Genomic DNA, 20,878 nt, shown 5'->3' with positions numbered 1-20,878 from the left:
CGAAAACAATTCAGATCCCCCTTGGCCCGTCTGGACCGGAAAAAAAGGCCGCTAGCCTATTTGCGGGCCGCCTCGAAGGGACTGATGAGATTTCCAGTCTTCAGTTTGTCCGGGAACAGGATCACCTGCTTGCCGGAGGACCGGAACTGTTCGATATCCTTGTCCTTCACGCCGCGGAACTGCGCCTGCAGCGTCGCGGTTTCCTTGCGCTCGCCATCGGCAGAAAACGCGATCGGCCCGACGATGGTCTTGTGCTCGTTCTCGCGCAGATATTTAGCGATGCCCTTCTGGTCGAGCGACTTCGTTGAATTGACCGCCGCGTCGATCATCTGGCCCATCGCATAGCCGAACGGGGCCAGGTAATAGCCGAGCGGATCGACCTTGGCCTCCACCGCGCGCTTGGTGTATTTCTCGAAAAAGTCCTTGGTGCCGTCGAAATACATGCTCGGTTCCGGCAGCCAGGTATTGTAGTTCACGACACCATTGAGCAGCGAGCCGAGATTGGACATCACGGCCGCGAACTGCAGGCCGACCATGCCGCCGCCGAAAATCTTGACGTCGTCGCCGATCCCGATCTCGTTCACGGCGCGCAGGATGCCGGCCGAGTCGGGCGGATAGGACGCGACATAGACGATATCGGGCTTGGCGGCCTTGAGCGCGCGGATGATGGAGGCGAATTCCACCGTGTTCGGCGGATAGCTCTGGTCGAACACAACCGGGATGTTGCGCTTCTTGGCGACGTCGCGTGCGGTCAGCGCGAGGTTCTGTGCGAACTCCTGGTCCGCCGTGAGCAGCGCCATGCTCTTGCCGCCGGCCTTCTGCGCCAGATCGAGGAACGAGGCCGCCCAGCTATCGGCCGGCCCCCAGGGGGCATTGTTGAACCACATGTCGTGGCCGACCTTGCTGTTCACCTGGAACGAGAAATTACCCATCAGCAGCAGGCCGCGCTGCTTGACGAACGGCATGATTGGCGCAGTAGGCACCGTTGCATAGGGCGCGAACAGCAGGTCGACCTTGTCGACATCGACCAGCTTGGCGTAGATCGCCGGCGTCTCTGATGCGCTCGACTTGTCGTCATAGACGACCAGCTCGACCTTGCGGCCGAGCAGCCCGCCCTTGGCGTTGATATCGTCGCGCCAGATTTCGATACCGAGCAGCGAAGCCTTGCCGCCGCCGGCGAGACCGCCGGTTTGCGGCATCGACATGCCGATCTTGATGGGCGGCTGCTGCGCCAGCGCGCGCGAGCCCTGCCCAACCACCGCGACGGCCATCGCGCCGCCAAGGAACGTCCTGCGCTTCATTGAATCCCCCTCATTTGTCGTTGTTGTCAGTCATTACGGCTCCGCCGGATCTCCGTCCGGTCGCTGCGAATGGTTAGGTCAGACCGAGGCTATTTGGCTCCCACCGGCGCGGGTTCATTTTTGGTGGATTTTTTCATGATCGCCGACGGATCGGCGCCGACGCGCCCGCTGGTCTTGTCGGCCTCGCTTTCGCGCGAAAGGCGCATGTCGAAGCGGATGCTCGGCATCCCCTTGATCGGGCAGTCCGGATCGTTTGCCGCCACGTCGACGGCGAGATCGCCCGACGAGCCGAATACGACATCGTCAGCCAAATGCGGATCGTCGCGCAGATAGAGCGCAGTGACGAGTTCACGATACCCGGGCGCGCCGACCAGGAAGTGAATATGCGCCGGCCGCATGCCATGCCGTGCCTGCGCCTTCACCATGGTGCCGACCGGCCCATCCATCGGGATCGAGTATCCGAGTGGTTTCACGGTGCGCAGCACATAGAGCCCATCCGCGTCGGTTGCGAACACGCCGCGATAATCGACCGATGTCGCGCTGGCCTGAATGTCGTAGAGCCCGTCGGCGCCGGTCTGCCAGATCGAGACAGTGGCGCCAGCGACCGGCTTGCCGGTGGCATCGGTGACGCGGCCGTAAAGCACGCATTCGCTGCCCGGCTTCGGATTTTTGGCGATCGAGCTGCCGGCGGCGAGCGTCGGCGTGGCCTCGCGGTAAAATGGGCCGAGCAGGCTGGTATGGGTGGCTTCCTCCAGCGCGGTGGCGTCGTGCAGGCCGTTGACGAGCGCCGAGAGGCCGAGCGTGTCGGACAGCAGGATGAATTCCTGCCGTTCCGGCGAGCACATCTTGCCGGCGGCGGTCATGAATTCGATGCCCTTGATCCATTCCGCCGGCGTCAGGTTGACCTCTCGGGCGAAGGCATGGAGGTGCTTGACCGCCGACGCCATGATCGTTTTAAGGCGCGGGTCCGGCGTTGTCGCCATCTGGTCGAGCACGGCGTCCGTGATCGTTTCAGGCGTTAACTCACGCATGCGTCACTCCCAGAGCTGCCGGCGGTTATTCGACCCGCCGGCTGTTATTGCAGCAAGCCTAACCGCTTGTTGGGGATCAACACAAGGCGTTCGAAGGCGGCGCCTGCGCCCCCTCCTACGAATTGATACGAGGCGATGGGGGCACTTAGCTGCACAATGACGCGTCAGAGCGCACCGCAGATTTCGGCGGCCCACGATTTTGCGATTGCACAATCAGGGCGGCGAAAGTGGGATCATTTCTCGCGGATCGGCGGCGCAGCCTTCTCTGCCGGCGCCGGCGGCAGCGCGGGCTGAGCGCCCCGCTTCTGCGCGTCCGGGTCGGGCCGGGCCGGTTGCGGCGGAACGTCTGAGGGTCTCTGGCCGGTCGTGCCCGGCTCGGGTGGCGCGGGCGGTTTCGTCTCCGCGCCCGGCGTCGATTGCGTAGGCGGCGTCGCCTGCGCGATTTTCTGGGCATCGCGCGAGGTGAGCGCGGTCAGTGCAAGCGCTGAGGCGGCCAGCCCCGCCGCGATCAGCAGGGACGCGAGCAACATTTCCCGTCGGTATTCGCGTTGGCGGTCATCGGCAGGCATCGTTCAACCCCACGAATTTGTTCGTAAGCTTCAACGGCCGGCGGGGCGCATGGTTCCTCGGGGAACCAGCGCCCGCTCGAAACACCTAAAATTCGAGGATTTCGGCATCGCCATCCTCGGTGCCGAAAGCCAGCAGCGTGCCCTTGGCGTTCCAGGCTGCCATTGCAGCGCACCAGGATTTCCACGCCGTCCTCGAGCCGCACGTTCAGCACGGTGCCGGCTCATGCATGGCGGAACTAATCCGTCGTGCTCACTTCCCAGGTGGCATGTCTTACGCCGGCTTGGTGCTGCAGGTCGACCACAACGGGATTGAGTTCGTTGGGATTGACCGCGGTGCTGACCAGCGTCGCCACGATCTCCAGGAGATTGTCGCCGAGTTCGACCACATTGACATCGGCCACCGGATAGTTGGCGGCTTCCAGCCTCTCCACCAGGCGGTCGCGCATATCGGGCAGCGCTTCAGGGGTGACCGCGAGCTTGAAATAATAGGTTGCTTCCAACGACTGCTCGTTGAGCGGAATCCGATTGATCGCGTTCACGAGGGGACGCAGCAACGTATTGCCGGCGATCACGAAGACCGTCAGCGCCACCGCCTGGGCGACCATGTCGGCGCCGGCGCAGGATCCGACCGCGGCCGATGCCCACAGCGTCGCCGCGGTGTTGAGGCCGCGCACGTCCATGCCCTGTTTCATGATGACGCCGGCTCCGAGGAAGCCGATCCCCGACACGACGTAGGCAATCACGCGCACCGCACCCTCGGCAGCGGTCAGGTTCATGGCAAGGTCGACGAAGGCCGCTGCGCCAACGGCGACCAGCACATTGGTGCGCAAGCCCGCGGTGCGCTGCCGATATTGCCGCTCCGCACCGATCAAGGTGCCGAGCACGAACGCGGCGGTCAGACTGACCAGCGTGTCGAGAAAATCGTGAATCTGGAAGGTCGTTAGAAACCGCATGGCCCCACATAACGGCTGAATACGACGGATCGATTAAAACTCCAGCATCCCGGCGTCGCCGTCCTCGGTGCCGAAGGCCAGCAGCGTACCCTTGGCGTTCCAGGCCAGCGCAGAGACCGGCTCGCTGCCATTGCGGCGCACCAGGATTTCCGCGCCGTCCTCGAGCCGCACGATCAGCACGGTGCCGTCGCCATAGCCTGCGGCCATGATGTCCTGCTTCGGATGACAGGCGACCATGGAGACGCGCGCCTGCAGCGGCGCCAGCATCGCGGGCTCCTTGCCCATCGGACCGTCCTTGCTGGCGAACGGCCAGATGATCACGGTATCGGCGCCCGAGGTGGCGAGCCCCTTGCCGCCCGTGCTCCACGACATCGAGCGGACGCGGCCGGGATAGCCGCTCATCCGCATGTGCCTGTTATCGGCAAGCCGCCAGCCGTGCAGCGCCGGCTCGTGCATCGCGGTGACGAGGAATTTGTTGTCCGGGCTGAAGGTGACGGCGAGATGCGAGCCGGCCCATTCCAGAAATTCCGGCTTCGCCGCCATGTTGGGAAACCACAGCGTCACGCCGTTGTAGTGGGCGACCGCCACGCGCAATCCCTTGGGCGCGAAAGCAAGCCCGCCGACGGTCGAGGGCGCATCAAAACTCTTTTCCTCGCCCTTGCCGCTGCGGACGAACGCGGTCTTGCCGGCCGACCACGCCACGGCGCCATCGGGATGCAGCGCGACGTTATCGATCCAGCGCCGCTTTGCGTCGGTCGCCAGCACCGTGACCTCGCCCTTGGCGTCGAGCGCAACGACCTTGCCATCATCGCCGCCGGTGACGATTCGCTTGCCGTCGGACGCCGCACATAGGACGGCGCCGCCGTGGATGGTGACTTTCGAGACTTCGCCCGCCTGGTCCACCATCGCCGCGTGCTCCTCGGCACCGACAAACACCGCGGTATCGCCGAGGAAATGGATCGAGCTGACGGGCATGCCGACAGGCAACGCCCGCACCTGGTCGGTGATGGAAGCGATGGAGGGCGCTTCGCCCGGATCGAACTCTTTCATCACGTGACGATACAGCTTTCAAAGCCGTCGCGGATCATCTGCTCCGGCAATTCGCGGCCGATGAAGACGACGCGGCTTTCGCGCGCCTCGCCGTCCTTCCACTTCCGCTGGTGATCGCCCTCCAGCATCATGTGCACGCCCTGGAAGACGTAGCGGTCATCGTCGTCGGTGAAGGCGAGGATGCCTTTCGAGCGCAGGATCTTCTGCCCCTCGGTGGCGACGAGGTTTTGCAGCCAGGGCATGAATAGAGTCGGGTCGAGCGGCTTGTCCGACCGCAGCGACAACGATTGCATGTCCTCGTCATGGTAATGCTTCAACCCGCCATGGCTGTGGCCGTGATCGTGGTGGTCGTGCCCATGATGATGATCGTGGTCGTGGTGATGATCATGGCCATCGCCGGCATCGAGGAATTCCGGCTCGATCTCCAGGATGCGATCCAGGTCGAACGCGCCGCGTTCCAGCACATCCGACAGCGCCACCTTGCAGCGCTCGGTGCGGTGCAGCTTTGCGTAAGGGTTGATGCCGCGGATGCGGGCCTCGACTTCGGCCAGCTCTGGCTTGGAGACGAGGTCCGTCTTGTTCAGCACGATCACGTCGGCGAATGCGATCTGATTCTTGGCTTCCGGCGCATCCTTCAGACGATCGCTCAGCCATTTGGCGTCGGCGACGGTGACGACCGCATCGAGCCGGGCGTTCTTCTGTACGTCTTCGTCGACGAAAAAAGTCTGCGCCACCGGGGCCGGATCGGCCAATCCCGTGGTCTCGACGATGATGGCGTCGAACTTGCCCTTGCGCTTCATCAACCCGTCCATGATGCGCACGAGGTCGCCGCGCACGGTACAGCAGACGCAGCCATTGTTCATCTCGAACACTTCTTCGTCGGCGCCGATGATGAGGTCGTTGTCGATGCCGATCTCGCCGAATTCGTTGACGATGACGGCGTATTTCTTGCCGTGGTTTTCCGACAGGATGCGGTTCAAAAGCGTGGTCTTGCCGGCGCCGAGATAGCCCGTCAGCACGGTCACTGGAATTTTTTGGGACGTCAAATCTGGCATAGTCGCTCCGGAGCGGAATTGTATTGGGCGCGCCGGCAGGCAAGGAGGGCCCCTGCCCTATGGGCTCAGCGCGCTGGTCAGGGCCTTTATATTGTGCCTGACCATCGCAATGTAAGTGGGAGAATCGCCCTTTTCGCCGGTCAAGCTATCCGAATACAGCGTTCCGCCGACCCTGGCGCCGGTCTCGGCCGAGATCCGGCCCATCAGGCGAGGGTCGGTGATATCTTCCAGAAACACGGCCGGTATTTTGGTGGCCCTGATCTGGGTGATGATCTTGGCGATGTCGCGGGCGCTGGCCTCGGATTCGGTCGAGACGCCGAGCGGCGCGATGAATTCAACACCATAGGCGGCGGCGAAATAGCCGAAGGCATTGTGGGTCGAGATCACCTTGCGCCGGCTTTCCGGAATTTTCGCGATCGCCTCGCGCAGTTCGCGGTCCAGCGCGTCGAGATCGGCCAGATAGGCAGCCGCATTAGCTTTGAAGGCACCGGCATCAGCGGGAGCCGCCGCCACCAGCGCATCGCGGATATTGGCGACATAGACCTTCGCGTTGGCGACCGATTGCCAGGCATGCGGATCGGCTATCGAGCCGAGCTTGAGCGGCGCGATGCCTGATGTCGTAGTCACGATGGAAGCCTTGCCGCCGGCGGCCTTCAACAGCCGCGACAGCCAGCCCTCGAACCCGAGACCGTTGACGAAGACGAGCTTCGCGTCCGCCACCCTCTTTGCATCCGCCGGCGTCGGCACATAGACATGTGCATCGCTGTTGGGGCCGACCAGCGTGGTGACGTTGACCCGGTCGCCGCCGACATTGCGAACGAAATCGCCAAGGATCGAGAAGCTGGCGACGACGTTGAGCCGGTCCTGCGCCCGCACTGGGCTGCTGACCGCGATCAATCCCAAACAGATAAGCAAACACAGTCGCTGCATCTTCACGCCTCGAGGTGACGGCCGGGAAACAACTGCCGCACCAGGCCGCTGACATTGCCGAACAACAGCGACGCCAGATAGAGCCCTGCCGCCACGAGTATGATCGCCGGCCCCGAGGGAATCCGGGTCTGGAACGACAGCACCAGCCCGGCATAGCCGGAGACAATGGCGCTGGCGACCGCGATGCAGATCATGCCGGTAATGTCGCGCGACCAGAACCGCGCGATGCCGGCGGGCAGGATCATCAACCCGACGCCGAGCAGCGTGCCGAGGGCGTGAAAGCCGTTGACGAGGTTGATCACGACCAGCGCCAGAAACGCCAGATGCGCGGGCGCCCCGGCGCGAGAGACCGTGCGCAGGAACAGCGGATCGACGCATTCGATCACCAGCGGCCGGTAGATCACCGCCATCACCAGCAGCGTGAGGGTGGCGTTGAAGGCGATGACGAGCAGCGTCTGGTCGTCCATTGCGAGAATGTTGCCGAACAGCACGTGCAGCAGATCGATATTGGTGCCCTTGACGGAAACGATGGTGACGCCGAGCGCGAGCGACACCAGATAGAAGGTCGCAAGCGAAGCGTCCTCCTTCAGCTCCGTGTTGCGCGCGACGAGACCCGCGAGCAGCGCGACCGTAAAGCCCGCGATCAGCCCGCCGGTCGTCATCGCAAACAAATTGAGGCCCGATACGAGGAAGCCGATCGCAGCCCCCGGCAGGATCGCATGCGCCATGGCGTCGCCGACGAGACTCATCCGCCGCAGCATCAGGAACACGCCGATTGGTGCTGCGCCCAGCGCCAGCGCGATCACGGCGGCGAGCGCGCGGCGCATGAACTCGAATTCGGTGAAGGGCGCGATCAGCGCGTCGTACAGCATCAGGCGGCCCGCGATGGCATGTCGTCCGCGCAGGCGGCGGCGGTATCGTCGAACGCCTCGCACATCCGCAAGGCCACCATCAGGTTTTCGGTGGTCAGCACTTCCGCGGTCGGGCCCCAGGCCACCGGTCCGCGCGCGAGCAGCAAGGTTTCGGGGAAATGGTCGCGCACCAGCTCCATGTCGTGCAGGGCGGCCAGCACCGTGCGGCCCTCGCCGTGCCAGCGCTTCACCAGCGCGAGCAGGTCGGCCGAGGTTTTCGCGTCGATGGCGTTGAACGGCTCGTCGAGCACGATCAGGCGCGCGTCCTGCAGCAGCACGCGCGCGAACAGCATGCGCTGCATCTGCCCGCCGGACAGCGTGCCGATCGAGCGGTTTTCAAAACCGTTGAGGCCGACGGCGGCGAGCGCCTTGGTGATCTTGTCCCGCGCTGATTTGCCCATGCCGCCGAAAAACCCGGTCGAGCGCCACAGGCCGGTGCCGACCAGATCGAACACTGAAATCGGGAAAGTCCGGTCGATGTCGACGCTCTGCGGCAGATAGGCGATGTCGCGGATATCGAGGCCGCCGAGATCGATCGATCCCGAGAGCGGTTTCAAAATGCCGGCGAGCCCGCGAAACAGCGTCGACTTGCCGGCGCCGTTCGGTCCGATCACCGCCAGCAGCGCACCGGAAGCGACCTCGCCCTTGAGGTGATGCACGGCCGGGTGCCGGTCGTAGCCGAGCGTAACGTTGTGGAATTTGAGCTGCGCCGCCATGCTCACCTCATCGCCACCAGCACGACGACCCATAGCCCAGCGCTGACGGCCAGCGCCGCGGCAAGGCGCGCGGTCACGGTCATGCGCAGGATCGACCAGGGGGCCGGCTGCGCCGGATGCGGCGTCGCCGGGCCATGGGAATGGGCGTGGCCGTGGTGATGGTGCGCGTGATCGTGGGAATGGTCGTGAGGCATGGGAAAGACGTTATAATATAACATTACGGGAGTCCACGTGGTGGCTACCTGTAGGATGGGTAGAGCGAAGCGAAACCCATCAAGCCGGCGCGCGTGACGATGGGTTTCGCTTCGCTCTACCCATCCTACGACACACCTTCGCGTTCTCGCGGCGCATTCCGCCCGAGGCTTGCTTCGATTTCCCCCTCTTAAAAGGAGAGTGGGCGCAGGGAAGACCGGGTGCACGCTGCGCCCGCGGTCTCGTGTGCAATTGCGCACAGATTTGTGTAAGAACAAAAGGGGAATATTTTTACACCGGATACTGGACCAAGCGCTGGCGTGATTTGCCCGGCAGGCAGCACAGGCCTTGGTAGGTCGGCGGAGGGCTGAAGCCGGACCCGCCGCTTCAACACGGCCGCCGGCCGGGGAGCCTCAAATTCGAATACCCATCGATGAGGCCGCCAGCCGGATCATCTGCACGGCAGCGCCGGTGTAACGGCCACCGTTGAAATTGACATCAACAACCCACAAAACGAACACAGCAACAAATGCGGCGGTGACTGCTTTCATAAATTATTAACGATGAGGATACGGAACATGTTCCGGGCCTGCGTCGCGATAACGTGGTTGCCAGCGAGAGACGAGGCGGTGAGACGGATCAGTCGTGCGGGTTACCCTCGCAGCAGACATAACCGCGTTCACCAGTGCTTTGCTGGCTGAACAACACAGGTGTTGGGCCAGGTCGCCATCATCGCAACCTGGCCCCACGTATAAAATAAACTCTACTGACAGACGTACATGATGCTGTCGCCGCCCTTGATCGCAGTACCGGGCGTGCAGCCAATGCCATTGCGCGCTGCGTAGTCAGGCCAGCCTGTGTAGCTGTACCCACGCCCACTCCAGGGGCCATTGAAGTAGTAGGCCCTCACGGCGTACCAGGAGCCCGGCTCGACATAGACAGCCCTCGCGGCGTAACCACGCGTGATATAGACCCGCTTCTGCGCCTCGGCTTTATTGATCGACAGCGATATCCCGCCTTGATCGGACCAGCCAGGCGAAAACAACGCCGCGCATGCGAACGTCGACGCAGCAACGGCCACCGTTCTCAAAGTCATTTTCATGATCTACTCCATTGCTAATCCCCGCGGCTTAAACCGTGCTTTTGCCGGTGGAGCGCCCTTTGACATAGATCAAGCGCCCAGGTCGTTCGGTTGGGGCTATGGCCGCGGGTGCTGGGAGGTAGCGTTGTGCAATTCGCGGGCCCGGGGTGAGGCCGCGGCTTAAGCCGTCGCTGCGGCGGGCGGCTTCAATTCGGCCAGAGCGTGCCGCACGACCGTCACTGCGCCTTGCAGCGCAAGCATGGCCATGATCGCGGCGACGATAATGTCGGGCCAGCCGGTGCCGGTGCCGAACACGCCAAGCGCAGCCAGCAGCACAGCCAGATTGCCCAACACGTCATTGCGCGTGCAAATCCAGGCCGACCGCATGTTGGCGTCACCCGTGCGGTGCCGCCACAACAGGTAAAAGGACAGCGCGTTGGCGACCAGCGCGGCAAAGCCGACGCTGCCCATGGTGATGGCCTGAGGCAGCGTGCCGTGCAGGGCATGCCAGCCGGTGACGCCGATAACCCACAGCCCGAAGACGCCCATCGTGGCGCCCTTGGCAAGCGCGGCGCTGGCCCGATAACGCAAGGCCATGCCGACCACCAACAGGCTGATCGCGTAGTTCGCCGCATCGCCCAGAAAGTCGAGCGCGTCGGCTTGAAGGGCGGCAGAGCCCGCAGCCAGGCCCGCGCCGATCTCGACCATGAACATCGCAGCATTGATGCCGAGCACGGCCCACAAGACGCGCCGGAACGCGCTCACGTCCTGGCGCGGGCCGAGATTCAACGGTGGTGGAGCGCAGCAGTGGTCCGCCATGACCGGAAGATAGTCGCAGGCAGCAACGTTACACAATCACGCTGCAACACGTTCCCTTGCCGTCTATCTGGACCGGCGGGCACGGCATGGTTCCGTAAGAGCAGTAAACACAGCAATCGCCCGGCTTGGGCTTGAGCCGGGTGCCGCAGTTCCGACAGTCGTAGAAGAACTGGCAGGCGTCTGTCGGCATGGTCTCGGTGGCCTGGTGCCCACACGCGGGACAGGTCAGTGTCGATTCAAGCTGCATGGCCTCAGACTGAACTAGGACACCCCAAATTCACAACCCATGCTTTGCCCAGACCGCGCGGACCTCTTCATCCGTCGCGAACTCACCCTTCGCGGCTTCGGCGAGCGAAGCATCGAGGTCGGCGGCTTCCTCAGGCGTGAGCTCATAGGGCGGCTGGTCCACGCCTGCGAGTTGCAGGAGAATTCGCGCGAGATCGTCCTGCGCCTCGTCGGGCAATGCTGATACGGCTTCGACAGCCTGTTCAAGCAAGCGGGTCATCAGCTTCGCATTGGAAGCCTTGCGATCAGCCTCGCCCGCCTCACGGCTCTCCGATCACCATCGCGACCCGGGATTCCCAGAGAATCATCCGCTGGAAGGCGAACGGCGCCCAGGCGACGACATAAGCAATCACAAGCGGCGGCTTGCCGACCTTCAACGCCACCCTGCCACACGAAAAACCCCGAGCTTGCGCCCGGGGCTTCTCGATTCAAGCTCGACGCATCGCGCCGTGGCGCGCAGCTACGGAAACTCAGAACTTGTAGGCCAATCCGACGCGCGCAGTGTGCAGATGGTCGTGGAAGGTATACGGGCTCGGCTGCGTCGCCGGCGGAACGCCGCCGCTGCCATCGCCGAGATCGAAGACCGTCTTGTTCTCGAACTGCATGTAGAGATATTCGCCTCGGATGATCCAGTTGTTGGTGAGCGCATATTCCATGCCGCCGCCGACGGCCCAGCCGAGCCGCGTGGAGTCGCTACGGCCGATATGCTCCGGATCGGGAGAAGGAACAAAGGCTCCGACGTCATCCAGCGCTTCGTTCTTGATGCGGGCCACGGCGAGGCCGCCCTTGGCGTACAACAGCGCGCGGTCGACGGCGACGCCGAGCCGGCCGGTGAAGGCGCCATAGGCGCCGTAGCTGGTCTCGAAGCGGTGGTCCGGCGCGATCACCGAGAAAACCGTGTTCTTGGCGCCGATATAGCCGCCTTCGGCTTCGAGGCCAAAGACGAACGAATTGACCTGCCAGTTGTAGCCGATATAGCCGCCGCCGAAGGCGCCGTTCACATCGTGTGAGATGCTTTCGCAGCTCAGGCCGCCGCCGCAATCCAGCGCGTCGGGCAAGCCGACGTCCGTCCTCGAGCGGCCCCATGCGTAGCCGGCGTGTCCGCCGATGTAGAACCCGCTCCAGCTGAAGATGGTGGCCGCAACCGGCGGCGCCTTGACGGGCATCCGTGCCGCCAAATCGGCCGCCATAGCCGAAGCCGGCAGGAAGATGCTTAGTGCAATACAGCTTAGGAATTTTTTCATGAACGCCCCCTGATCGTGAATCCAACTCAAGCAATGCTCAATCTATAAGGCGTTCATGCCGGAAAGGCTGTTGTAGCCGTACAACTACCGATAGGATTCGGACGAAGCGGCCAGTGCCGAATGGGTCCAATTCGGTTCAGACGTCACGGCTTCCCGATCACCATCGCGATCGCCGCGGCCAGAAACGGAAACGGCAGCGACACCGCCGCGCGAAACCAGACGAAGCGGGCCGGCATGAACGGGATTTCCCAGAGGATCATGCGCTGGAAGGCGAACAGCGCCCAGGCGACGACATAGGCGATCACCTGCGGCGGGCCGCCGCCGACCTTCAGCGCCACCGCGCCGATCGAGAAACCGACCACCGGGCCGCCGGGGGTGGCTGCGCCGGCGATGACAGCGGTCAACACGCCGAACCAGCCGCTATCAGGGCCGAGCCAGCCGGTGATGACTTCCGGCGGGATGACGGCGGCGATGTAGCCGGAGCCGATCACGCCGAGCGCAATGCGCGGCACGATGTTGATGAAATCCATACTGCCTTCGCGCACCGACGACACCAGCACGACGCGGCCGCGCTGCCAGGCCATGAAGCCGAGGATGGCGACCGAGCCCCACAGGGTGATGTCGATGATCAGCGCGGAGAGGGTCATGCCGGCGGCTCCGGCTCGCCCTTCGGGTACATCCGCACGAAGACGAAGCGGCCGAGCGCGCCGGCCAGCACCGGGATCGGCAGCGAGATCACGATCCGCCACAGCGTGAACTCCGTGCCGAGGATCGGCAGCTCCCAGGCGACCGCGCGGCCGTAGCCGATCAGCGTCCAGCTCACGACCATGGCGATGGTGGCGCCGAAATCGGCGCCGACCGTGAGCAGCGCCGCCGCCACTGGATAGGCGGTGAAGGGACCGCCGGGCAGGATCGCGCCGAACGCCGTTCCGATCAAAAGGCCTTTCAGGCCCGAGTTCGGCCCGAGCGCTCGCGAGACTTTGTCGTGCGGCAGAATTTCCGCAATGAAGCCGCCGAGCAGGCAGCCGGCCAGCACGCGCGGGATGATCTCGCCGAACAGCCAGAGATCATGGGTGAGGATCCTGAGCACGCCATCGATGCCGTCGCGCCGCCAGACCAGGCCTGCGCACACCGCGACCAGCGCGCCGATCACGATCATCGACCAGCCGACCGGCTTGCGCGCGCGCCGGGGCTTCGGCTCGGCGTCATCGGCAGGCGCCGGGTCTTTTATCTGATCTTCTGACAAGGGCGATGGATTCAGGGGGTGATGCTATTCCATCCCTGCTTAGTCCCGCCATGGTGGCGACGCAACGATAGCCATGCGCATCTCAGGCATGCCCATGCGAGGACGTCACGCGGCCCTGCCTGCCCGGCGGGCCATTCGTTCACGTAAACTGGCGGACCAGCGCAAGGCCGGCAAACAGCCCGGCAATCGAGAGCACCACCGAGCCAACGACGTAGAGCGCCGCGGATGTTAGTTCGCCGCGTTCGTAGAGCAGCGCCGCATCGAGCGAGTAGGCCGAAAACGTCGTGTAACCGCCGAGGATGCCGGTCATCAAAAACAGCCGCCAGGGCTGCGACGCCTCGCCCTTGAAGGCGAGATAGCCCGCGATCAGCCCCATCGCGGTCGATCCCGTGATGTTGATGATGAAGGTGCCCCAGGGAAATCCGGTGCCGAGGCAGCGGGCGCAGGTGAGGTTGATGAGATGGCGCAGCGTCGCGCCAAGGCCGCCACCGACAAAGACCAGCAAATAGCTCATCGCAGCATTTTCCACGTCAGCAAAGGCACCCGGCATGCCGCTTGTGCCGCACCGGGGCGATCCCCGCAAGGATCGGGACGGCGCTACGCCAATGAAAAAGGGCGGCAGCCGCTGGCCACCGCCCTTCGAAATTTACTCCGCTGTCATTCCGGGGCGATGCGAAAGCATCGAACCTCAGATGCGCAATTGCGCATCGGGGAATCTCGAGATTCCGGGTCTGGTCCTTCGGACCATCCCGGAATGACGGAGTGTAACGTCACACCTTGCCGAACAGCTCGTCGACATAGTCCCAGTTGATCAGGTTATCGCAGAACGCCTTCAGATAGTCGGGACGGCGGTTGCGATAGTCGATGTAGTAGGAGTGCTCCCAGACGTCGCAGCCAAGGATCGGCGTGGCGCCATGGACCAGCGGGCTTTCGCCGTTCGCGGTCTTGGAGATTTCGAGCTTGCCGTTCTTGACCGACAGCCAGCACCAGCCGGAGCCGAACTGACCGACGCCGGCGGCGGCGAAATCGGCCTTGAACTTGTCGAGGCCGCCGAGGTCCTCGGTGATCTTCTTTTCCAGACGGCCAGGCAGCTTGCTGCCGCCGCCGTTCGGCTTCATCCAGTTCCAGAAATGCAGGTGGTTGTAGTGCTGGCCGGCATTGTTGAACACGGCCGGATTCTTGCCGAACGAACCCTTGACGATCTCCTCCAGGGACTTGCCTTCGAATTCGGTCCCCTTGATCGCGTTGTTTCCGTTAGTCACGTAAGCTTGGTGATGCTTGTCGTGGTGGTATTCCAGCGTTTCCTTGGACATGTGGGGCGCAAGGGCGTCGTGGGAATAGGGCAGATTGGGCAGCGTGAAGGTCATGGGGTGATGTCCGAACTGATGGGAGACTTGGTCTGGTCTAACGGGAACTCTTATAGAAGGTTCCAATGCGCATAAACATCGCAATTTGGCAAGAACGCCAAGGTTCTGGGTAACGCCCCTCCGCGTCCAGCGTATGACGGATATGGCGCCGACGCGGATTTGGCGCGATGAGGAATGAAATGAGCATCGAGATCGACGTTCTGAACGGGGACGCATCATGGCCACGGGCCGAACCGCTGATGCAGGCGGTGTGGCCGGCGGATGTAGTCGAAAAGCTGTCGTGGGGTCACGTCAAATGGGCCCATGCCGATCTGCGCGTGCTGATCGACGCGCCTGAGGACGCAGCTCAGCCGGGGCTTGCCTGCCAAGGTCTTGCCTGCCACGTCGGCATCTTCTTCCGCGACGCGACCTGGGACGGGCGCAAGGTCCATATCGGCGGCGTTGGCGGCGTCTCGACGCGCCCGGACTGCCGGGGACGCGGCTATGCCTCGCTGGCGCTGAACGCCGCCATCAGGACCATGCGCGACCACGAAGCGGTGCGGTTTGCGATGCTGTTCTGCGAGCCGCACAATGAAGCATTCTATGAAGCGCGCGGCTGGCATCCCTTCAAGGGCGAGGTCTATGCCGAGCAGCCGGAGGGGCGGGTTCGTTTCGAGGCGATGGCGCCGTTCGTGTTCGATTTTACCCGAAAGCCGCGCGACGGAATTATCGACCTATGCGGCCTGCCGTGGTGACCCCTGCACCGGGCGCGGGTGGCTTGCGCTGGTCTAGCCGGATAATATGTCATCCATAATTTATTCGATTGGATGATCTGACGCATGACCATTGACGCCCCGCTCGACATGCGTCCTACCACCGCAGTTCCGCCCGCGCCGATCAACGGCCTGCTCACCTCGCCGATCCTGCCGACGCTGCTGAACCTGGCGCTACCCAATGCGATCGCCATGGTGGGCACGACGCTGGTTGCCGTCGCCGAAACTTCCTATATCGGCCGGCTCGGCACCGAGCCGCTCGCCGGCATCGCGCTGGTGTTTCCCTTCGTCATGCTGACGCAAATGATGTCGGCGGGTGCGATGGGCGGCGGCGTGTCGTCTGCGATCAGCCGGGCGATCGGCGCGGGGAATCGCGACCGCGCCGCTGATCTGGCGCTGCATGCGGCAATGATCGGCGCCTGCGCCGGAATCTTTTTCACGGTTACGATGCTGATTTTCGGCCGCGCGTTCTACACGCTGCTCGGCGGGCGCGGCGGCGTGCTCGAACAGGCCATGCAATATTCGCACGTGCTGTTCTCCGGCGCGATGGCGATCTGGCTAGTCAATACGCTGGCCTCGGTGGTGCGCGGCACCGGCGACATGCGGATTCCGTCGGTGACGCTGATCGGCACCGCGCTGGTGCAGATCGCGGTCGGCGGCGCGCTGGGCCTTGGGCTGTTCGGCCTGCCCAGGCTCGGCATGGCTGGCGTTGCCGCAGGTCAGCTCACCGCCTTCACGCTCGGGGCGGTCTTTCTGATCTGGCATCTCGTCAGCGGCCGCAGCCGGCTGGCGCTGAACTTCAAGGGCTTCAAATTCCAGCGCGACATGTTCTTCGACATTCTTAAGGTAGGTGCGGTGGCCTGCCTGTCGCCGCTGCAGACCGTGCTGACGGTGCTGATCTTCACCAAAATCCTGGCCGACTACGGCACAGCGACATTGGCCGGCTATGGCATGGGCTCGCGGCTGGAATTTCTGCTGACGCCGATCGCGTTCGCCTTCGGCGTCGCCTCGGTGCCGATGGTCGGCATGGCTGTTGGCGCAGGGCTGGTGACGCGCGCGCGGCAGGTGGCGTGGACCGCGGGCATAGCTGCCGGCATCGCCGTGGGCGCCATCGGATTGATCGTCGCAGCGATGCCGTCGCTCTGGGTTTCGCTGTTCACCAGCGATCCCGGCGTCACCGCCGCGGCTTCTTCCTATCTGGTCTGGGCAGGCCCGGCGTTCGCCTTTTTCGGGATGGGCGCCTGCCTCTATTTCTCGTCGCAGGGGGCTGCGAAGGTCGGCGGCCCCGTGATGGCCGGCACCGCGAGATTGCTGATCGTCGGCGGCGGCGGCGCGTGGCTGGCCTCCGCGGGCGCGCCGGCATGGACATTGTTCGCGCTGGTGGGCGCGGCGATGGTCGTTTACGGCCTCGGTACGGCGTTGTCGATCCGCCTCACCCGCTGGAGCAAATGATCGTGTTCGCGCAATCCGACATTGCACAAATCTGATTTGTTGTTATGCAGGCCTGCTTTTTTGGGGAAATGATTCATGGCTTGCAGAACGGCTTTCATCATCGCGATCTCGACGGCATTGCTGGCCGCCCCATCGGCTCGCGCACAAGGCGCCGGCGAGCCGACCGGCGTCTGGCAGACCCAGGCCGGCGACGCGCGGGTGAAAGTCAGCAAATGCGGGGGCGGCATCTGCGGCGTGATCGTCGGGTTGAAAGACCCGATCGATCCATCAACCGGCAAGCCCCAGGTCGATGACAAGAATCCCAATCCGGCGCTGAAGAAGCGTCCGATGATCGGCCTGCCGCTGTTCAGCGGCATGCAGCCGGTAGCGCCCAACAAATGGTCGGGCCAGATCTACAACGCCGATGACGGTGGCACCTACGCGAGCAGCGTCTCGGTGACGGGGACGGATACGCTGAAAGTCGAAGGCTGCGTCGGCGCGCTCTGCGGCGGCGAAAACTGGACGCGCGTGGGGCGGTAGGGACTTCGCGCTACCGTCGATACTGCCGATGCGGCGCGAGCCCCCACCCTAACCCTCCCCCGCAAGTGCGGGAGAGGGAATGCACTTTCTCTGCGGCCAACGCTCTTTCCAAGCAACGGCAAGAACTCCCTCTCCCGCTTGCGGGGGAGGGCTGGGGTGGGGGTGCCGCCGCATATTCGAACGGCAGACAGAGTACCGATAACCGAGCCGCAAATTCCGCCTACGCCGCCATCGCCTTGAGCGCCGTCGCCGCCGAGGCGTAGCCGCCGCGGGCGCCGTCGATGAAGTGGACATGATCGCTGCGCATCACCGAGGGCGTGAAGCAGGTCATCATCGCCGCGTCCTGCCGGTGCAGGCCGTAGCGCACGATCCGCTCTGAAGCTGCATTGGCCAGAAGCTCCGCCAGCGCGCGCTCCAGCTCCTCCGTGCAATCGAGGATCATCCGCAGGCCGTCGTCATATTTGCGGAAGTCGGAATTCTCCACCACCTGCTGCACATAATTCTTCGGCACGAAATTGCCGACCTTGATGCCGAAGCGCATCACGACATAGGCCCAGAGCGTCACCGCGAGCACGACGGTGCGCCGCTTCAACAGCGGCCCGCCGCGCGCCGCGCGCGCTTCATACTCGACGCCGGCCGGCGGCCAGCGCAGCGGCGGCCCGCCCGGCGGCACCGGCCGCCCGGCATCCGGCGACTGTTCGACCCGCCTGATGATGTCCTCGATCACCTTGCGGAAACGATGCGGATCGGCGCCCCTGGCCGGCACCACCAGCACGGACAGAATGAGCCCGCGCGCGGAGGGAATTTCCTCGAACCGGCAAGAAAGCCCGGACAGATCGGGCTGCGTGCCCGGCGCTGCCGCCGGCACCGCAAACTCGCCGCGCTTCATCGCGGCATCCGCCCAGCCAAGCCCGCCGCCGGAAAACATCGCATAGGACAGATTGGCCGACGGGCCGAAGCGGGCGACCTTGACGTCGAGGCCCTGCGCGCGGATGTCCTTGACCGGCACCAGCGCCACCCGCATCACCAGATCGAGATCGTGGCTGACCCATGCCGCCGTCGCCGCCAGCGCGTCGCGGGCGCGCGCGAGGTCTGAGGGCGACACCGCAAAGCTGGCGCCATCGCCGCCGAACACGAACGGAAATTCACGCCCGTCAAGCGCGTTGGTGACGGCCGCGATGACGGCGGCGCCGGCCATGTTGACCGCCTTGTAGCGCTGGTTCGCAATCGCCTTGGTCGATTCCACGATGTCGGCAACGCCGACGGTCCAGTCATCAGGCAACGGCGAGTACATCGCCGGGTCCATCAGGCTGCCAAAGCCGCGAAAGACCGGGATCGCGCCGTAGAAAATGTCGGTGCCGTCAGGCGTCGTCATGGCAGTGAGACCCCCCGGGGTTCCAGCTTTCCAGCAGATACGGTCGATTTTGAAATCCGGTTCGCGACAGATCGTCCTACCCCTTCGCCAGCCCCCGCAGCACCAGCTGATTGAGCCGGCTGGCAAACGCCGCCGGGTCTTCCGGCAACTCGCCGTCGAGGATCTGCGCCTGCTCCAGCAGCAGAAACGACAGATCTCTGGCCGCCTCCTTGTCGCCGGCGATCGCCGCGACCAGAGGATGGCGCATGTTGATCTCCAGGATCGGCCTAGTGGTGGGCGCCTTGTTCTGCATCGCCAGCAGCCGCTCGAGCATGCGGTCATGCGCGTCGCCGCCGGCAACCAAACACGACGCGCTCGCCGTCAGCCGCTGCGAGGCGCGCACGTCGGAGACGCGCTCGCCGAGCGCGTCCTTGATCAGCGCAATCGTCGTGGCTTCATCTGCGCCGGACTCTTCCTTCTTGTCCTCGGCCTTTTCATCCAATAGCGGGATCAGGGCGAAATCGATATCGCCCTGGCTCAGCGACTTCAGCGGCTTGCCGCCGAAATCGAGCTGGCCTGAGGTCCAGAACGCATCGACCGGATCGGTCAGCAGCAGCACCTCGATGCCGCGGGCGGTTGCCGACTCCAGTTTCGGGTTCGCCTTCAGCCGTTCGACGCTTTCGCCGGTCAGGTAATAGATGTCGGTCTGGTTCGGCTTGAGATCTTCGACATATTGCTTGAGCGCGCGCTTCTCGCCCTTGGTCGTGGTGAAGCGCGACAAGCCCAACAACTTCTCGCGGCGCTCAAAATCCTCCCAGATGCCTTCCTTGATCACGGGGCCGAACGCGTCCCAGATTTTGACGAATGCTTCCGGCTCCTTTTCGCCGAGGCTTTCCAGCTCCGATATCACGCGGCCGGTGACGGCTTTGCGGATCTGGGTGAGTTGCGGATTGTTCTGCAGCATCTCTCTGGAGATGTTGAGCGGCAGATCCTCGCTGTCGATCACGCCGCGGATGAAGCGCAAATAAGCCGGCAAGACATCGGCGTCGTCGGCGATGAAGACACGGCGGACATAGAGCTTGACCTTGCCCTTGCGCGCCTGATCGAACAGATCGAACGGCTTGGTCGACGGCGCGAACAGCAGCACCGCATAGGACTGCCGGCCCTCGGCGCGATAGTGCAGCGTCATCGCCGGCTCGTCGAAGGCGCCAGCGATCTGTTGATAGGCCTGCTTGTAGTCCTCCGGCGAGAGCTCCGATTTCGGCCGCTGCCATAGCGCGCTGGCCGAGTTGATCTGGCGCGGCTCGCCCTCCTCCGGCACCAGTTCGATCGGGAACTGGATGTTGTCGGACCAGGCGCGGACGATGCGCTCGATCTCGTGGGTCTCGAGATATTTCGCCGCATCCTTCTTCAGATGCAGGACGATCTCGGTGCCGCGCGTGACGCGGGCGGCTTCCTCGTCGCTGGCCGGCGCGATTTCAAACCCGCTACCGCCCGAGGACGACCAGACAAAAACTTGATCGGAACCGGCGCGGCGGCTGGTGACGACGATGCGCTCGGCCACCATGAACGCCGCATAGAAGCCGACGCCGAACTGGCCGATCAGATTGGTGCCGTCCTTGGCCTCGGTCAGGCGGGAGAGAAAGGATTTTGTGCCGGAGCGTGCGATGGTGCCGAGATTGTCGATCAGTTCCTGCCGGTCCATGCCGATGCCGCTGTCGACGACGGAAAGCGTATTGGCCTTCTTGTCCGGCGCGATGCGGATTTTGGGCGGCGCGCCGTCCGTGATCAGCTCAGGCGCCGATATCGCCTCATAGCGCAGCTTGTCGCAGGCATCCGATGCGTTTGAAATCAGCTCACGCAGGAAGATGTCGGTCTCCGAATAGACCGAGTGCACCATCAGATTCAGAAGCTCGGCGACCTCGGCCTGGAACGGCTGGGATTCGGGGGCAGTGGTGGTGGTCATACGGGGCTCGCAGGGAACAGGGCCAAAGGAAAGCCCTGATATAACGATGCCATCCGGGGTGGCAAGCTTTGCCGGGCCCCGCCAG

25 protein-coding genes and 1 pseudogene are annotated in these 20,878 nt (G+C 63.9%); 3 read left to right on the top strand and 23 right to left on the bottom strand.

The window, feature by feature from the left end; translation table 11 throughout:
• Nucleotides 1-56 precede the first annotated feature (56 nt).
• The 21 genes and pseudogenes from C7G61_RS30915 to C7G61_RS30820 all read right to left on the bottom strand — a co-directional run bounded on the left by C7G61_RS30915 (nt 57) and on the right by C7G61_RS30820 (nt 14,750).
• Entirely contained in the window at nt 57-1,301 is a 1,245-nt protein-coding gene (locus tag C7G61_RS30915) for an amino acid ABC transporter substrate-binding protein (RefSeq protein WP_108520988.1), read from the bottom strand.
• Nucleotides 1,302-1,390: 89 nt separating this feature from the next.
• Entirely contained in the window at nt 1,391-2,332 is a 942-nt protein-coding gene (locus C7G61_RS30910; RefSeq protein WP_108520985.1) for a dioxygenase family protein, read from the bottom strand.
• Nucleotides 2,333-2,565: 233 nt separating this feature from the next.
• Nucleotides 2,566-2,862, bottom strand: a complete 297-nt coding sequence (locus tag C7G61_RS30905; RefSeq protein WP_244608543.1) for a hypothetical protein — start codon at nt 2,860-2,862, stop codon at nt 2,566-2,568.
• A 124-nt stretch (nt 2,863-2,986) separates the two neighbouring features.
• A pseudogene (locus tag C7G61_RS46215) lies at nt 2,987-3,119 on the bottom strand (WD40 repeat domain-containing protein); the annotation flags it as partial.
• Between the two features lie 18 nt (nt 3,120-3,137).
• Nucleotides 3,138-3,854 (bottom strand): MgtC/SapB family protein, encoded by a 717-nt coding sequence (locus C7G61_RS30900; RefSeq protein WP_108520980.1) that lies wholly within the window; start codon nt 3,852-3,854, stop codon nt 3,138-3,140.
• Between the two features lie 33 nt (nt 3,855-3,887).
• On the bottom strand, nt 3,888-4,904 hold the full coding sequence (locus tag C7G61_RS30895; protein ID WP_190242040.1) for a WD40 repeat domain-containing protein: 1,017 nt from the start codon (nt 4,902-4,904) through the stop codon (nt 3,888-3,890).
• Nucleotides 4,904-5,959 (bottom strand): CobW family GTP-binding protein, encoded by a 1,056-nt coding sequence (locus C7G61_RS30890; protein ID WP_108520974.1) that lies wholly within the window; start codon nt 5,957-5,959, stop codon nt 4,904-4,906. Before C7G61_RS30890 ends, C7G61_RS30895 begins: the two co-directional genes overlap by 1 nt.
• A gap of 57 nt (nt 5,960-6,016) precedes the next feature.
• A complete protein-coding gene (locus C7G61_RS30885) occupies nt 6,017-6,889 on the bottom strand; it encodes a metal ABC transporter solute-binding protein, Zn/Mn family (RefSeq protein WP_108520972.1) in 873 nt (290 codons plus the stop codon).
• A gap of 2 nt (nt 6,890-6,891) precedes the next feature.
• Nucleotides 6,892-7,761, bottom strand: a complete 870-nt coding sequence (locus C7G61_RS30880) for a metal ABC transporter permease (RefSeq protein ID WP_108520970.1) — start codon at nt 7,759-7,761, stop codon at nt 6,892-6,894.
• Nucleotides 7,761-8,516, bottom strand: coding sequence for a metal ABC transporter ATP-binding protein (locus C7G61_RS30875; protein ID WP_190242039.1), 756 nt, complete (start codon nt 8,514-8,516; stop codon nt 7,761-7,763). The genes C7G61_RS30880 and C7G61_RS30875 overlap by 1 nt, the downstream gene beginning before the upstream one ends.
• Before the next feature lie 2 nt (nt 8,517-8,518).
• Complete coding sequence (locus C7G61_RS30870; RefSeq protein ID WP_108520966.1) at nt 8,519-8,734, bottom strand: hypothetical protein; 216 nt, start codon at nt 8,732-8,734, stop codon at nt 8,519-8,521.
• Between the two features lie 387 nt (nt 8,735-9,121).
• Nucleotides 9,122-9,259: a hypothetical protein gene (locus C7G61_RS44950; protein ID WP_190242038.1), complete on the bottom strand. Its 138-nt coding sequence runs from the start codon at nt 9,257-9,259 to the stop codon at nt 9,122-9,124.
• 212 nt (nt 9,260-9,471) lie between these two features.
• Nucleotides 9,472-9,810, bottom strand: a complete 339-nt coding sequence (locus tag C7G61_RS30865; protein WP_108520964.1) for a hypothetical protein — start codon at nt 9,808-9,810, stop codon at nt 9,472-9,474.
• A gap of 159 nt (nt 9,811-9,969) precedes the next feature.
• On the bottom strand, nt 9,970-10,608 hold the full coding sequence (locus tag C7G61_RS30860) for a cation efflux transmembrane domain-containing protein (protein ID WP_108520962.1): 639 nt from the start codon (nt 10,606-10,608) through the stop codon (nt 9,970-9,972).
• Between the two features lie 28 nt (nt 10,609-10,636).
• Complete coding sequence (locus tag C7G61_RS46210) at nt 10,637-10,855, bottom strand: GDCCVxC domain-containing (seleno)protein (RefSeq protein WP_108520960.1); 219 nt, start codon at nt 10,853-10,855, stop codon at nt 10,637-10,639.
• 30 nt (nt 10,856-10,885) lie between these two features.
• Nucleotides 10,886-11,113, bottom strand: a complete 228-nt coding sequence (locus tag C7G61_RS30850; RefSeq protein WP_108520958.1) for a hypothetical protein — start codon at nt 11,111-11,113, stop codon at nt 10,886-10,888.
• Between the two features lie 250 nt (nt 11,114-11,363).
• On the bottom strand, nt 11,364-12,137 hold the full coding sequence (locus C7G61_RS30845; RefSeq protein ID WP_108520955.1) for an outer membrane protein: 774 nt from the start codon (nt 12,135-12,137) through the stop codon (nt 11,364-11,366).
• A gap of 143 nt (nt 12,138-12,280) precedes the next feature.
• The gene (locus tag C7G61_RS30840; RefSeq protein ID WP_108520953.1) at nt 12,281-12,784 is read right to left on the bottom strand and encodes a hypothetical protein; all 504 of its coding nucleotides are present in this window, start codon (nt 12,782-12,784) and stop codon (nt 12,281-12,283) included.
• On the bottom strand, nt 12,781-13,383 hold the full coding sequence (locus tag C7G61_RS30835) for a permease (protein WP_108520951.1): 603 nt from the start codon (nt 13,381-13,383) through the stop codon (nt 12,781-12,783). Before C7G61_RS30835 ends, C7G61_RS30840 begins: the two co-directional genes overlap by 4 nt.
• 139 nt (nt 13,384-13,522) lie before the next feature.
• Complete coding sequence (gene crcB / locus C7G61_RS30830) at nt 13,523-13,897, bottom strand: fluoride efflux transporter CrcB (RefSeq protein WP_108521090.1); 375 nt, start codon at nt 13,895-13,897, stop codon at nt 13,523-13,525.
• A 256-nt stretch (nt 13,898-14,153) separates the two neighbouring features.
• Nucleotides 14,154-14,750, bottom strand: a complete 597-nt coding sequence (locus C7G61_RS30820) for a superoxide dismutase (protein ID WP_108520946.1) — start codon at nt 14,748-14,750, stop codon at nt 14,154-14,156.
• Between the two features lie 179 nt (nt 14,751-14,929).
• Between C7G61_RS30820 and C7G61_RS30815 the strand changes: the two genes are divergently transcribed.
• The 3 genes from C7G61_RS30815 (at nt 14,930) to C7G61_RS30805 (ending at nt 17,473) form a co-directional block, all read left to right on the top strand.
• Nucleotides 14,930-15,484 carry a GNAT family N-acetyltransferase gene (locus C7G61_RS30815; protein WP_108520944.1) on the top strand — a complete coding sequence of 185 codons (555 nt, stop codon included), beginning with the start codon at nt 14,930-14,932 and terminating at the stop codon, nt 15,482-15,484.
• 84 nt (nt 15,485-15,568) lie between these two features.
• Nucleotides 15,569-16,954, top strand: a complete 1,386-nt coding sequence (locus C7G61_RS30810) for an MATE family efflux transporter (RefSeq protein WP_108520942.1) — start codon at nt 15,569-15,571, stop codon at nt 16,952-16,954.
• A gap of 75 nt (nt 16,955-17,029) precedes the next feature.
• Nucleotides 17,030-17,473 (top strand): DUF2147 domain-containing protein, encoded by a 444-nt coding sequence (locus C7G61_RS30805; protein WP_108520940.1) that lies wholly within the window; start codon nt 17,030-17,032, stop codon nt 17,471-17,473.
• A gap of 220 nt (nt 17,474-17,693) precedes the next feature.
• Here the strand turns inward: C7G61_RS30805 and C7G61_RS30800 are convergent, their stop codons facing one another.
• A complete protein-coding gene (locus tag C7G61_RS30800) occupies nt 17,694-18,848 on the bottom strand; it encodes a DUF3095 domain-containing protein (protein ID WP_108520937.1) in 1,155 nt (384 codons plus the stop codon).
• Between the two features lie 76 nt (nt 18,849-18,924).
• Complete coding sequence (htpG, locus tag C7G61_RS30795) at nt 18,925-20,793, bottom strand: molecular chaperone HtpG (RefSeq protein ID WP_108520935.1); 1,869 nt, start codon at nt 20,791-20,793, stop codon at nt 18,925-18,927.
• Nucleotides 20,794-20,878: the final 85 nt, after the last annotated feature.

Source organism: Bradyrhizobium algeriense, from assembly GCF_003062295.1.
Taxonomy (GTDB): domain Bacteria; phylum Pseudomonadota; class Alphaproteobacteria; order Rhizobiales; family Xanthobacteraceae; genus Bradyrhizobium; species Bradyrhizobium algeriense.
Note: the sequence above shows the minus strand (reverse complement) of the source record. Positions and strands in the feature narration are given on the sequence as shown.